Source organism: Salinimicrobium catena, assembly GCF_900102915.1.
Lineage (GTDB): Bacteria > Bacteroidota > Bacteroidia > Flavobacteriales > Flavobacteriaceae > Salinimicrobium > Salinimicrobium catena.
This window is the reverse complement of record NZ_FNGG01000009.1, coordinates 66,478-81,070: the sequence shown is the minus strand read 5'-3', so window position 1 is coordinate 81,070 and position 14,593 is coordinate 66,478. Positions and strand designations below refer to the sequence as shown.

The 14,593-nt window shown below is 41.5% G+C and carries 12 protein-coding genes and 2 tRNA genes; 12 read left to right on the top strand and 2 right to left on the bottom strand.

Annotated elements, in window-relative coordinates; genetic code table 11:
- Together BLS64_RS13365 and BLS64_RS13360 are read right to left on the bottom strand one after the other, a co-directional pair.
- Window positions 1-312: transposase (locus BLS64_RS13365; protein ID WP_093228682.1), on the bottom strand; the 312-nt coding region annotated here is incomplete at its 3' end.
- 143 nt (window positions 313-455) lie between these two features.
- Window positions 456-998, bottom strand: coding sequence for an RNA methyltransferase (locus tag BLS64_RS13360; RefSeq protein ID WP_093114039.1), 543 nt, complete (start codon window positions 996-998; stop codon window positions 456-458).
- A gap of 201 nt (window positions 999-1,199) precedes the next feature.
- Between BLS64_RS13360 and BLS64_RS13355 the strand changes: the two genes are divergently transcribed.
- From BLS64_RS13355 to BLS64_RS13300, 12 genes are all read left to right on the top strand, one after another.
- Window positions 1,200-1,535 carry a hypothetical protein gene (locus BLS64_RS13355; RefSeq protein WP_093114041.1) on the top strand — a complete coding sequence of 112 codons (336 nt, stop codon included), beginning with the start codon at window positions 1,200-1,202 and terminating at the stop codon, window positions 1,533-1,535.
- A gap of 33 nt (window positions 1,536-1,568) precedes the next feature.
- Complete coding sequence (locus BLS64_RS13350) at window positions 1,569-2,297, top strand: DUF6090 family protein (protein ID WP_093114042.1); 729 nt, start codon at window positions 1,569-1,571, stop codon at window positions 2,295-2,297.
- 125 nt (window positions 2,298-2,422) lie between these two features.
- Window positions 2,423-5,044 carry a DNA mismatch repair protein MutS gene (gene mutS / locus BLS64_RS13345; RefSeq protein WP_218124615.1) on the top strand — a complete coding sequence of 874 codons (2,622 nt, stop codon included), beginning with the start codon at window positions 2,423-2,425 and terminating at the stop codon, window positions 5,042-5,044.
- A 280-nt stretch (window positions 5,045-5,324) separates the two neighbouring features.
- A tRNA-Gly gene (locus tag BLS64_RS13340) sits at window positions 5,325-5,397 on the top strand.
- A 15-nt stretch (window positions 5,398-5,412) separates the two neighbouring features.
- Window positions 5,413-5,498, top strand: a tRNA-Leu gene (locus tag BLS64_RS13335).
- Window positions 5,499-5,719: 221 nt separating this feature from the next.
- Entirely contained in the window at window positions 5,720-8,104 is a 2,385-nt protein-coding gene (gene hsdR, locus BLS64_RS13330; RefSeq protein WP_093114046.1) for an EcoAI/FtnUII family type I restriction enzme subunit R, read from the top strand.
- Window positions 8,104-8,667 (top strand): hypothetical protein, encoded by a 564-nt coding sequence (locus BLS64_RS13325; RefSeq protein WP_093114048.1) that lies wholly within the window; start codon window positions 8,104-8,106, stop codon window positions 8,665-8,667. The genes hsdR and BLS64_RS13325 overlap by 1 nt, the downstream gene beginning before the upstream one ends.
- Complete coding sequence (locus tag BLS64_RS13320) at window positions 8,668-10,104, top strand: class I SAM-dependent DNA methyltransferase (protein ID WP_093114050.1); 1,437 nt, start codon at window positions 8,668-8,670, stop codon at window positions 10,102-10,104.
- Window positions 10,101-11,468: a restriction endonuclease subunit S gene (locus tag BLS64_RS13315; protein WP_093114051.1), complete on the top strand. Its 1,368-nt coding sequence runs from the start codon at window positions 10,101-10,103 to the stop codon at window positions 11,466-11,468. Before BLS64_RS13320 ends, BLS64_RS13315 begins: the two co-directional genes overlap by 4 nt.
- 6 nt (window positions 11,469-11,474) lie before the next feature.
- Entirely contained in the window at window positions 11,475-12,584 is a 1,110-nt protein-coding gene (locus tag BLS64_RS13310) for a hypothetical protein (protein ID WP_093114053.1), read from the top strand.
- Window positions 12,585-12,674: 90 nt separating this feature from the next.
- Window positions 12,675-13,349 carry a hypothetical protein gene (locus tag BLS64_RS13305; protein WP_093114054.1) on the top strand — a complete coding sequence of 225 codons (675 nt, stop codon included), beginning with the start codon at window positions 12,675-12,677 and terminating at the stop codon, window positions 13,347-13,349.
- Window positions 13,350-13,427: 78 nt separating this feature from the next.
- Window positions 13,428-14,507 (top strand): hypothetical protein, encoded by a 1,080-nt coding sequence (locus BLS64_RS13300; RefSeq protein WP_093114055.1) that lies wholly within the window; start codon window positions 13,428-13,430, stop codon window positions 14,505-14,507.
- Window positions 14,508-14,593: the final 86 nt, after the last annotated feature.

Genomic DNA, 14,593 nt, shown 5'->3' with positions numbered 1-14,593 from the left:
TTCTGAAGCAAACTCTACTATCTTTTCCAGGTAATCAATCCGCATCTGTTTTTGGCCGAGGGCTTGTTCAAGCTTCTTAATATGGTCTTGAAGTTCCCGGTTTTTCTTACTTATACTCTTGTGCTCCACTACGACTCGCGTTTCTTTTTTATAAAGATCGGAATATTTTCTGAGCCACTTGTAAACCGCTGTTTTACTTACTCCGTAAGTCCCAACTACATCGAGTACTCGAAGATCTCCTTGTTCAATCTTCCTTACTAAATCTAATTTTACTTCTTGACTAAAAGTTCTTCTTACTGTGCCATTTTTCATAGTTGAAAAGTTTGAGAAAAAGGGCAACCTATTTCAGTCTTAGTCAGTTGCGGGTTACGGCTTGCGCGTTGCGGGTTTGTTCCAATTCCAGCTTCCAACTTCCAGCTTCCAGCTTCTAACTTCCAGTTTCCAGCTTCTACCCTCTAGCTTCCAAATTTCATTTTACTGAATACGTCCCACAGCACCACCCCTGCGCTTACCGAGATATTCAGGGAATGCTTGCTGCCCAGCTGCGGGATCTCGAGCACGCCATCGCTTGCTGAAACCACTTTTTGCTTCACCCCTTTTACCTCATTGCCAAAAACAAGAGCGTATTTTTCCCCTTTTTCGGGATGGAAGTCGTTGAGCATAACGGCATTTTCGGCCTGTTCTACCGCGTAGACCTTTATTCCTTCTGCCTGCAGGTCTCTTACCACTTGCACCACATCTTCGGCATGTTCCCAGGCTACCGTCTCTGTGGCTCCCAAAGCGGTCTTTTGGATGTCCTTATGTGGGGGAGTGGCGGTAATTCCGCACAACCAGATCTTCTCGATGAGGAAGGCGTCGGCTGTGCGAAAAATAGAGCCGATGTTGTTCAGGCTTCGCACGTTATCTAAAACGACGATCACCGGAGTCTTTTCGGCGGCCTTGAATTCTTCAGGGCTTTTACGGATGAGTTCGCTGTTCTTGAGCTTTCGGTTTTCCATAGCGGCAAAAATAGGGATTTTTGGCACGTTTTTAAATAGAGCCGATCGGTGCTTAATATAGTTTTGTTATTGGGTTAACTCGGTAAAAATGAGTATATTGGTGAGTGTATTCCCCCTGACTTATTCCGATCCCCCTTTAATTTTTCCGGCCATGTTAACTGCGGCCCGGATATTTTCAGTTTAAATTTAAAATGGATCAATATGAAAAATGGCAGAACCCAATGGACCAAAACCGAACTGGAGATCTACATTTTGCTCTTGTGTGCCAATGCCGATAAGGTAGAGCGGGAAGCGGAGATCGATCTCATCAAATCAAAGGTAGATCAAGACGTGTTTGACAAGGTTTACCGGGATTTTTCCGAAGAAACGCAGGAGAATTGCCTGGAGAAGATACGTGAGAACATCGCCAATCATCAATATTCGCACAGGGAACTGGAAAGGCTGCGAAAAGAGATGAACGCGATCTTTTTTGCAGATGAGAAATACCGCCCCATGGAGCAGAACCTGGAAAAAATATTGAACAATATGCTTTATTGAAAGGTGTAGCTAACATCATGATACTGATGCAAAATGGTCAATTTCTTCAGAAAGATCAGGCGAAAGCTGTTGGGTAAAAACCGCTTTCGCAAATACCTGTTGTATGCCATTGGCGAATTAGTGCTGCTGGTGGCCGGGATACTTATTGCCTTGCAGATCAATAATGCCAATGAGAGGAGAAAGGCTTTTGAAAGGGAGCAGATCTATCTGAAGGAGTTCCACCGGGATCTGCAGCTCACGCAGCAAGAGCTGGGCCGGGTGATACAGAAAACCGCGAGGGTATCGAGAAAGGCCGATTCGCTTATTCGCTTTATTGTGAACCCCAGGCCTGTTGCCGATACTACATTTGCAGACCTCACCCTGAGCGGGTTTGGATTCACCGTGTTCATGCCCAGTGAAGGAGTAATAAAAGACCTGGTGGGTTCCGGCCAGCTGGCGCTTATCAGGAATGATCAATTAAGGTCTGAGATCGCCCTGTGGGAGACCAACCTGGAAATGATCAGGCAGTATGAGATCCTGTTCAAGGACAGCTACACCGATTTCTATAAAGTGAACGAGCAATACCTCGACCTCACTCGTATCCTGAAAAATAACACTCCATATACCACCGAAATGCGGAAGGCATTTTTGGAAGATGTTGTTTTGCGAAACAAGCTGGTGAGGATGTATAACACTTCTCAAGACCTGAATGATCTTTACCGGCAGAAAAGGCAGGATTATGACACGCTGATCAAAATTGTGGGCCTGGAGATCAGGGATTGAATTATGATGTTCCACAAATTTCAGCCGGGCCTTTGCTGTGGATAAATCTGGGATAAACTCCTGAACTTAAATTTTAAATAACATAGCGGAATAAGTATTTTAGCCCTCACCAAAATTCAGAAAAAGTGTCAGCAAAATCGAGTAAGAAAGTCACCCCTTTAATGCAGCAGTACAATACCATCAAGAAGAAATATCCTGATGCCATGTTGCTTTTCAGGGTGGGCGATTTTTACGAAACCTTTGGGGAAGACGCGGTAAAGGCCGCGCGCATCCTCAACATCGTGCTCACTAACCGTAACAACGGCAGCGAGCGTACAGAACTGGCCGGTTTTCCGCACCACTCCCTCAATACTTACCTGCCCAAGCTGGTCAAGGCCGGCGAGCGGGTGGCCATCTGCGATCAGCTGGAAGACCCCAAGATGACCAAATCTATCGTGAAGCGGGGGGTGACCGAGCTTGTGACTCCGGGGGTGTCCATGAACGATGAGGTGCTGCAAAGCAAGTCGAATAATTTTCTCTGCGCGGTTCACTTCGGAAAAAGGGAAATGGGGGTCTCCTTCCTCGATGTCTCTACAGGGGAATTTTTGACCGCACAGGGCAGCTCTGAATATATTGACAAGCTGCTTCAGAATTTCAGCCCCAGCGAAGTGCTGGTGGCCAAGAACAAAAAGAAGGATTTCCTGAAGGCCTTTGGCGAAGACCACCATACTTTCTACCTGGAAGACTGGACCTTTAAGCAGGATTACGCCTACGAGACCCTGAACGCGCACTTCAACACCAAGTCTTTGAAAGGCTTTGGGGTGGAGCAGCTGGAAGAAGGGGTGATCGCGGCGGGTGCGGTATTGTATTATCTCGGGGAGACCCAGCACCATAAGCTGCAGCATATTACCGGGATCACCCGTATAGCCGAGGAGGAATATGTATGGATGGACCGGTTTACCATCCGCAACCTGGAATTGTACCATTCCACCGCCCAGCACGCGGTGACCCTGCTCGATGTGATCGATAAGACCATCTCTCCCATGGGGGGAAGAATGCTGAAGCGCTGGCTGGCATTGCCATTAAAGAATGCCGAGAAGATCAGGAAACGTCACCAGGTGGTGGAATACCTTATTGCCCATCCCGAGGTCCTGGAGAAGATCCGGCAGCATATCAAGCAGATCAGTGACCTGGAAAGACTTATTTCCAAAGTGGCCACGGGCAAGGTGAATCCACGGGAGGTCATTCAGCTGAAGAATTCTTTGGAAGCGGTGGTGCCGGTCAAGGCCCTGGCGGCAAATTCTGAGGATGAAGCCCTGAAAGTGCTGGGAGAGAACCTGCAAAGCTGCGACCTGCTGAGGAGCAAGATCAAGGAGACCCTGTTCGAGGACGCGCCGGTGAACATCCTGAAGGGGAAAAGCATTGCCGACGGGTTTTCCGAAGAACTGGACGAACTGAGAAAACTAGCCTTTTCGGGTAAGGATTACCTCGACAATATGCTGCAGCGGGAGATCGAGGAGACGGGCATCACTTCCCTGAAGATCGCCAGCAACAACGTGTTCGGCTATTATATAGAGGTGCGCAACTCGCACAAGGACAAGGTGCCGGAAAGCTGGATACGCAAACAGACCCTGGTGAACGCCGAAAGGTACATTACCCAGGAACTCAAGGAATATGAAGCCAAGATCCTTGGCGCCGAAGAGAAGATCATGCAGCTGGAACAGGAGATCTTTCAGAAACTCATCATCTGGATAGGCGATTATATTCAGCCGGTGCAGCAGAACGCGAACCTCATTGGCCAGCTGGACTGCCTGTGCTCTTTCGCCCGGCAGGCCATGGCCGAAAATTACTGCAGGCCGCAGATCGATGATTCCCATGAACTGGACATCCACAATGGGCGCCACCCGGTGATCGAGAAGCAGCTGCCGCTGGCTGAGACCTATGTGGCCAACGACGTCTTCCTGGACAGGGAGGAGCAGCAGATCATTATGATCACCGGACCTAACATGAGTGGTAAGTCGGCTATTTTAAGACAGACCGCCCTGATCGTGCTGATGGCCCAGATGGGAAGTTTCGTGCCCGCAGAAGAGGTGAAAGTAGGGCTGGTAGACAAGATCTTTACCCGGGTGGGTGCCAGCGACAATATCTCAATGGGCGAATCCACTTTCATGGTCGAGATGAACGAGACGGCCAGCATCCTGAACAACCTTTCGGAAAGGAGCCTGGTGCTGCTGGACGAGATAGGCCGGGGCACCAGTACCTATGACGGGATCTCCATCGCCTGGGCCATCACCGAATACCTGCACGAACATCCGGCTAAAGTAAAGACCCTGTTCGCTACCCATTACCACGAGCTGAATGACATGGGGGAGACTTTCAACCGTATCAAGAATTACAATGTTTCGGTGAAGGAGCTGAAGGATAATGTCTTATTTCTTCGGAAGCTGGTGCCGGGTGGCAGCGAGCACAGTTTTGGGATACATGTGGCCAGGATGGCCGGGATGCCCCAGCAGGTGCTGCACAGGGCAAACAAGATCCTGAAGAAGCTGGAAAAGTTGCACGGCATGCAGGAGAACGGCAGCATTTTGAAGAAGTCGGCCGAAGAGGAGATGCAGCTGAGTTTCTTCAACCTCGATGATCCCATTTTGGAAGACCTCAGGGAGGAGATCCTGCACCTGGACATCGACACCTTAACTCCGGTAGAAGCTTTGATGAAGCTTAACGAGATCAAGAGAATGCTGGGCAATAAAAGTCAGGCGAAAGTTTAAAATGTCTAATGTATAGTGTATAATGTATAATGGTGTAAATGAGGCAGGGACGAATTCGATCGAATAAGGCTTAGTTTTAAATGAAATATTTCGCTTTTTGTTGCGTTCTTATTTTTTGAAAAAAATCTTTGCCATTATAAGAATTGTATTAAATTTGCACCTGCTTACCTGAAGGTGAGTCCGCTGTTAGAGCGGAAAGTTCTTTAAAATCGCGAAAATAGCTTCCCGATAGCTATCGGGAGTAGAGCGCCACCTTGGTACTCTCTATTTTCCAAAATATGCGAAAATAGCTCAGTTGGTAGAGCGCCACCTTGCCAAGGTGGAGGTCGCGGGTTCGAATCCCGTTTTTCGCTCATCTTACCTTCCACGCTCGGATGGTGGAATTGGTAGACACGTTGGACTTAAAATCCAATGACCAGCAACGGTCGTGCGGGTTCAAGTCCCGCTCCGAGTACTTAAAGCCTTGTTAATCGCCTGATTTTCAAGGCTTTTTAGTTTTAAAGTCTGTAGTTTTCCCCGCATCTTCCCCGCTTTTCTTTTTCAAACCTTAAATTTATCTTAATGTCGTCTAATTTTTACTAAATTAGTCTCGCCTACAACTCCCTACATTGTTTGCAGTTTTTCTTTCTATGGTAAAAGAAAACCTTAAGCTGTACCTGAACCTAATCGACCGGTATGAACAAAAAGGATTTATCTGAATCAGATATTAAAGCCAAATTTATTACCCCTGCTATTCTTCAGTCAGGATGGGATGAAATAACCCAATTAGGAAGGGAGATTTTCTTTACAGATGGCCGCATCTACGTTAAGGGTAAACTGACGGCACGTGGGAAACGAAAATTCGCCGATTATATCCTTTATTATAAACCCAATGTCCCTGTAGCTATTATTGAAGCTAAGGACAATAAACATAATATAAGTAGCGGAATTCAACAAGCCTTAGGATATGCCAATACTCTTGATATTCCCTGTGTTTTTAGTAGTAATGGTGACGGCTTTCTCTTTCATGATAAAACCGCGGAGGACGGCCAAATCGAAAAGGAATTAACACTGGACGAATTTCCTTCCCCTGAGGAGCTTTGGAGAAAATATCAAAAGTACAAAGGCATTGAAACCCCGGAGCAGGAAGCAATTGCATCACAGGACTATTATCAAGATGCTTCGGGAAAATCACCTAGGTATTATCAGCAAATAGCAATTAACCGAACTATCGAAGCCGTAAGTAAAGGACTGGATCGCATTCTGTTGGTCATGGCTACCGGTACGGGGAAAACTTATACTGCATTTCAGATTGTGTATCGCTTATGGAAAAGTGGGGCCAAAAAACGTATTCTTTTCCTGGCAGATCGCACCGCCCTTATTGATCAAACCTTTAGAGGTGATTTCAAGCATTTCAAGGATGCGATGACTATTATAAAACATAAAAAGATTGATACTGCGTATAATGTTTATCTCGCTTTGTATCAAGGTCTTTCTGATAGCAAATCTGAGGATGCCTATAAACAGTTTAGTCCCGATTTTTTTGACCTCGTGATTATTGATGAGTGCCACCGAGGAAGTGCGAAAGATGACAGTAAATGGAGGGAGATCCTGGCATATTTTAATAATGCTACCCACATAGGCTTGACTGCTACTCCAAAAGAAACCACTGAAGTTTCCAATATAGATTACTTCGGAGAACCTATCTATACTTATTCTTTAAAGGAAGGTATTGAGGACGGATTCCTCGCTCCCTACAAAGTAGTAAAAGTAACTCTGGATATTGATGCTGATGGCTGGCGTCCGCCAAAAGGTTTCCTGGATAAAGATGGGAATCCTGTAGAGGATCGTATTTATAACCGTACTGATTTTGATAGGAATATTGTAGTTGATGACCGTCGGGAGCTAGTGGCAAAAAAAGTTACCGAATTTCTCAAAGGGAATGATCGCTACGCTAAGACCATTTTGTTTTGCGTAGATATTGAACATGCCGAAGCCATGCGGCGAGCCCTGGCCAATGCTAATGCAGACTTGGTTTCTGAAAATCATAAATACGTGATGCAGATTACCGGCGATAATGAGGAAGGAAAAAGGGAGCTCGATAATTTTATAAATCCTTCTGAAACCTATCCTGTAATTGCCACCACTTCGAAATTAATGACCACCGGTGTTGATGCACAAACTTGCAAACTTATTGTCCTTGATAGTAATATAGGTTCACCAACAGAATTCAAACAGATTATTGGCCGTGGCACCCGAATCAATGAAGAATTCGGTAAAACATATTTCACTATTATGGATTTTAGGAATGTCACTGACCATTTTGCTGATCCAGGCTTTGACGGTTATCCGGTAATGGTGAAAGAATCAGGTGAAAATGATGATCTCTCTGATACCGATGAGGAAATTACAGATGATGAAATCACTGATATTGATGGCACTCCGATATATTTTTCTGAGGAAGATGAACCGGATTATCCCACGGTTGAAGGTGGAGGTAAAATTATTGAAGGCCCCAAAGCCAAAATAAGGGTCAACGGAGTACAGGTTAAGATTCTTAACGAGCGGGTGCAATACCTCGGTTCTGATGGAAAAATAATCACGGAAAGCCTTAAAGATTATACTAGGTCTAATATTACCAAAAGATTCCGTGATCTGGAGGATTTTTTAAATTCCTGGAATTCTGCTGAGAGAAAGAAGGTAATTATTGAAGAACTGGAAGAAGAAGGAGTTTTCTTTGAGCACCTTAAAGAAGAAGTTGGTAAGGACTACGATCCTTTCGACCTGATCTGTCACGTAGCTTTTGAAGCTAAGCCGCTAACCCGGAAAGAACGTGCTGAAAATGTAACCAAAAGAAACTACTTCACTAAATATGGTGACCAGGCTCAGGAAGTGCTTCAGAAACTTTTGGAAAAGTATGCTGATGATGGACTGAGAACTATTGAAAGTAAAGAAGTACTGCGTTTGGACCCGCTTAATAAATTAGGTACTCCCAGGGAAATTATTAATGCCTTTGGAGGGGTTAAACAATATGAAGAGGCAATCATTCAATTAGAACAAGAATTATATACGCCGGCTTAATGAGTTTGACATTTACACTTAAGGATAATATTGGTGCTGATTCAGGCGTAAATCGGTATAGTGTTGTTCACAAGTTAAAAAACACCCAGCTTTTAAATAATCTTCCGGAAGAAGATGAGAGTGCAATGAGGAAACTTTGGATTTCTAATAGGTCTAAAGTGCAAAATGAATTTTTAAAACGGGTTAAAGAACATTTTGAAAATGAAGAAAAATATGGATTAATAGTCCCTCCTACAGATAGAAAATTTTTCACCGAACCTCTAGTTCTTTCTTTGAAGGAAAGCTTCCAAAATTCTGTTGATCTTTCAGATCATTTTTCGAAACCAGAGGGAGTTAGTTTTGGAACTCCACCTTATTCTGAAATGTCGATTGAGAAACTAAGAGAATACATAGAAGTTTCCGAAGATATCCCTGAGCTTAAAGGAATCAAAAGGATTCTAATTGTTGACGATGTTTATGCACAGGGAAAAACAATAGCAGTTTTAAAATTAATCCTAAACGAAATATTCGGTAGTATTGATATTATCAGTGGTACTATTATAAGAACTAGAAATAATTACTAAATGGCAAACGTAAGTGCTGTAATCAGCAATATTAGAAATATAATGCGCCAGGATCGTGGGATCTCTGGTGATGCTCAACGACTGGAACAATTGGGATGGATGCTTTTCCTTAAGATTCTGGACGATAAAGACCAGGAACTGGAACTTCTTAAAGACGATTATACCTCGGTGATTCCCGAAAAATTCCAGTGGCGCAACTGGGCGGCCGATGCCGAAGGTCTAACCGGTGATGAACTCTTGGAATTTATCGATTCCAACGCGCAAAGCAACCGCGGACTTTTCTCCAGTCTACGCAATCTTACCAGTGTCAAATATCCAAAGCGTGCTGCATTGGTAAAAGAGGTTTTTGACGGCTCTAATAATTATATTAAGAGCGGCTATGAGATGCGTAAAGTCATCAACAAGCTCAATGAGATCGACTTTAATAATTCCGATGACAAACACATCTTCGGAAACATCTACGAAAGCATTCTCCAGGAATTGCGGGATGCAGGAAATAAAGGAGAATTCTATACTCCAAGAGCGGTAACGCAGCTGATGACCCAAATGACCGACCCTAAACTTGGCGAAAAAGTAATGGATCCTGCCGCCGGAACCGGAGGCTTCCTTACCGCGGCCATAGACCATATTCGGGAAAATTATGTGAATACGGTAGATGAAGAACAGGTGCTACAAAATAGCATTACCGGCTGGGAACTAAAACCGGTGGCTTATGTATTAGGGCTTACTAACCTTATCCTACACGAGATGGATGTTCCCGATTATCATTATATCGATAGCCTGAAAGTAGAATATAACGGTATTGGCCTAAAAGACCAGGTAGATGTTATTCTAGCAAATCCTCCTTTTGGGGCCAGTATTGCCGATGGTGTGGAAACCAACTTCCCAGCCACTTTCCGTTGTAAGGAATCTGCCGACTTGTTTGTGATTTTAATGCTAAAATTACTTAAAGCCCGGGGACGCTGTGCCATAGTTTTACCCGATGGTTCCATAACCGGTGATGGCGTAAAAGCCAGAATTCGCGAAAAGCTGCTCACCGATGCCAACTTACACACCATAGTGCGCCTGCCGCAAAGCACTTTCTTTCCGGCTACTGTAAGCACTAATTTATTGTTTTTTGAAAAAGGTAAACCAACTAAGGAAATCTGGTACTGGGAACATAAACTCCCCGAAGGCCAGAAAAGTTACTCTAAAAAGAAACCTATACAGTTTAAGGAGTTTGAATCTTTAATTAATTGGTGGAATAATCGTGAGAAAAATGAGCAGGCCTGGAAAGTAAAGGTTGAAGATTTAAAGGACTGGGATTTGGACATTAAGAATCCAACAATCCCCGAAACAGAAAAGGAGTATACTTCAGCTGAATTACTGGAAATAATTGGGGAAAAGCTTAATGCCTCAAAAAAGCTTCTTTCTCACTTAAATTCTGAATTATTATGAGTTGGAAAACAGTACAAATTTCCTCCTTTTTAACAGAAAGAAAAGGGCGATTTAAACCTGATGAAGCTAATCAAAAGCAATTAAAAAGGATTGAAAAAATTGATTTTACCGGTAATATTCATTTAGCTGAGAATAAACCAACCAAAACAAGTATGATCTTGGTAAAAAAAGGAGATTTGGTCATTTCTGGAATAAATGCAGATAAAGGAGCAATCAGTATCTACCAAGAAAAAGAAGATGTAATGGCAACCATTCATTATTCTTCATACACTTTTGATTCCAACCAGATTAATATAAATTATTTCAAATGGTTCTTGAAAAGTAAAACATTCTTAAAAATATTAAAGGACCAAACGAGAGGGGGAATTAAAACAGAATTAAAGCCTAAAAGATTATTACCACTTCAAATTGACTTACCGGACTTAAAAACTCAAGAAGCAATTTTATCTAAGATTGAATTTATTGAAAAGGAATATCAAACTTTATTAAATGAGCTATCAGGAACAATTTCATATTGTAAAAAACTCAAACAATCCATTTTACAGGAAGCTATCCAAGGCAAGTTAACGCGCGATTGGAGAGGGCGTCACCCTGAACTTGTTTCAGGGTCTAACTCTGCCGCGGCCCGACTAGAAAACATCAAAGCTGAAAAAGCAAGCCTGGTAAAAGAGAAAAAGATCAAAAAAGAAAAACCCCTGCCCCCCATCCTCAAGGAAGAAATTCCCTTCGAATTACCGGAAGGTTGGGTATGGTGTAGGTTGGGGGATTTAGCTCATACCATAACAAAAGGATCCTCGCCAAAATGGCAAGGTGTGCAATATGTTGATAAAGGTATCTTATTTATTACTAGTGAAAACGTAGGCACTAACCAAATTTTATTAAAAAAGAAAAAATTTGTAGAAGAGAAATTTAATAAGATAGAACCAAGATCTATTCTTGAAAAAGGAGATGTATTAACTAACATTGTAGGAGCTTCCATTGGCCGAACAGCCGTTTGGGATAAAGATTTCACCGCCAACATTAATCAAGCTGTTTGCTTAATTAGATATCCTGATCATTATTATCGTAAAGATTTATTGGTAAATACCTTGAACTCTGATTTTGGAATTGCATTAATGATGGACGGTCAATTTGATACCGGGAGAGGCAACTTAAGTTTAGGTGCCGTTTCAAAGTTTAAGATACCTTTTCCTCCGTTAGAAGAACAAAAAGCTATAGTGGCCAAAGTCGAAGGCCTAATGGAAAAATGTAGCGTCCTGGAACAGCAAGTCACCCAAAGCGAGCAGCACGCTCAAATGTTGATGCAGGCGGTGTTGAAGGAAGCTTTTCAGGAAAAAAAACAAGTTGTACAAGTAGTAAATTAAGAAAGTATGGAAGACAGTAGTGCTAAGTTAATAAAGGTTGAAGGTGGACTGAGCCTATATACTTCTGGAGATATTGATGCCGTTCCAGGAAATGATTCATTATTTAGTACCTCCTTTTTACAATACAATAACCATTATATAAAATCGGGTTTCCAGGAAAATGTCTCTATTATTTCCAAAATATTGAGCCAGGCTCCTGGCATAAAACGGATTCTTAATAATTTAGACCGGTCTAACAACTATGAATTGGTCTTCCCAAAAGGCGTTTTAGAAAAATTAAAAAAAGGGGAATTAAAATTTCTGCAGTCCAGTTCTAATATTGATGAATTCTTACCAAGCCTAAAAGAAAAAGGTGGAAGAGGAATTAAGCACCAGGTAAGAATAAGATCAACAGATCTTTCTAAGATTCAAGTTGACAATCTTCTTTCTGCAGGTCAGATGATGGCCATTCAGCAATCTTTAAATAATATTTCTTCCCAAATTGAAGCTTTGGATTCTAAGCTGAATTCTGTTTTAATTGGAGCTCAGTTTGACCGTTTGGCACATATCCAGAGTGCCTATAATATGTATTTGCAAACGCGGGTAAATGAAAAATTTAAGGAATCGCTTTATCCGCACATAATTAGTCAGCTAAATTTAGGAAGAGAACAACTGATTTACTCTCTAAAACATGACCTTCAACAGATTTCAAATAAAAAGAAAAAGGGTCAGGCTTTTGCAGCCGGTATCTTTAAAGGGGAAAATCTGGTAAAATCCAACCGGGAGAAATTTGAAGAAATTCAACAGTCATTGAGATTTATCATTAGAAGTACTCAGTTATTGGCGATTGTGTACCAGGAGATGGACGAGAAATGGTCTATGATGCAGGCTGTTTTAACATTAAAAGATGTTTTAAAGAATTTTACACAAGAATCAAAAGATTTACTCGTAGAATGGAGTGGAAAAGATGAAGAAGCAGAACGGATGTTCCAGAGTATTTCTACAACCTACAACAGTATAAACCGGCAGTGGTTGAATACATCATCTAAGAAATCAGAATTAAAACTCAAAATTAGTACAAATGAAATACAAAAAGACAGAGAAGAAGAACCTAGCCTTTTGGAACAAAGTAGGTAGAGGTTTAAAAACAGGAGGTAAAATTGCAATGGCAGTAGCACCCATAGCAGTAACAATAATTAGTGCGGGTAAAATTAAGATGAAGTAGATATGTACGATGAACAGATAATAAGGCAGGTACCTCATTATAGAAATCACAAAACTTTTTTACCTCATATCCCAAAAGATTACGGGAAGGGAAAGAAGATTTTTATTATAGGAGAGAGTCATTATTTGCCCAGCAAATATGACGGTCAAATAACAGCTGAAAACTGGTATAATAACCCACAAAGTATCTATGATTTAATTAGCCGAGATTCGGTAGAGTGGATAAATACTCGTGGAGTAATTAATTTCTATTCAGGACCTGATAAACTCGCCCGTGGCCACCGTATTTTCCAAAATTTGGAGAATGCATTTGCTGAAACCTTTAAGGGGATAAGAGTGTTTGAAAATACCGTGTATTTTAATTACTTCCAACGCCCAGCCGAAATTCAAGGTGGTTCTATAAATATTCATAAACTGGATTCAGAAAAAGCCTTGGAAAATCTCGTAGGTTTAAATGAAATTTTAAAACCTGACCTTATCATTTTTACCAGTTCTAAAGCATTTAAAAATTTTAATCGAAATGCCAGTGATGATCTTAGGCGAAAATTACCTCAAGTCGAAAGTGTGCCGCATCCGGCTTGTGCCTGGTGGAATAGAACATCAAGAAATTACGGTCTTAATAGTGACGGGAGCACATCAACTGGTAAACAGAAGTTTCAGAGGATTATTAAAACCTAGTTTAGAGTTAAACCCATACAAGTAGGATACGGAAATTTTTTCTGATGGACGACTTGAGTGATAAAAAGGCATTGGTGAATGACCCATTCAAAGTACAATGATACCACAAATTTAAAGGTAACCTATCTTTTGGGAGCCGGAGCAAGTTATAAAGCTGTGCCTATCTGGAGGCACCAAGGGAGCTCAATGATACAAGTAGGGGAAGAATTGGTAAGGGAAGCTGAGTTAAAATTCAAAAGGAGGAATGTTCCGGGGCCGAATGAGGACCATGCGTACTTAATGAAATTTGCCAATCAGTTGAAATATTTGGGCAGGCAGGCGGAAATTTTCGGTTCAATTGATATTTACGCCAAACGTTTATACTTGCTCAATAACACAGAAGAATTAAATAACCTGAAAAAATGTGTAAGCATATATTTTGACTTATGGGAATCAGGGCTTCTTAATTGCAGTAAGGAGAAATTTGCAATTCTCGATAAGCGATATTTGAGCTTACTTTCAGTATTATTAGAACAAAATGAAGAATCTCCACGGCTTAATTCAAATGTTTCCTTCATAACTTGGAATTATGACCTGCAATTCGAAAAAGCCTATGAGACCTTTTTGCCAGAGAAAGAAAAATCACTTAAAAGCATTATTTCCAAAATTAATTACCCAACCGCTGAAGAAAATATAATTCATTTAAATGGTTACAGGGGAGTGTATACTAATGGGACAGAAGAATTTGAAATAGTCGATAAGATGAAATTTTCATCAGTTGAATCTTATCTCAAAGAAATTCTTCGAAAAAGAGATGAATTGGATACTACTAAGAACAATTTCCAAAACAGCATTAAATATGCCTGGGAAATGGAATCTGATAGTCTGGAAAGAGCAAAATTATTAATGGAAAAAACTGACATTCTGGTTATAATTGGATATTCTTTCCCTGCATTTAACCGGGCAATAGATCAGGCTTTGATTAAGGAATTTGAAAAAGGCAGTGGTTATAAAAAAGTAATATATCAGGATCCGAATGCAAACGAAGATATAGTTCGTTCTCTATTTCGGAAAGGATATAAAAATGGATATGTCAAGCTCGAGAAGGAAAACACTGCTCAATTTTTTATTCCCCATGAATTTCTAAGCCCTTCCAAAGGAGAATCAATTGTTATTTAATAAACGGCTTACAGAAGAGAAGAGTAGACCAATAATCTTTTATAGCAGAAATTAAAAAAGTGCAAGGAGAGATTCCATATAAATTT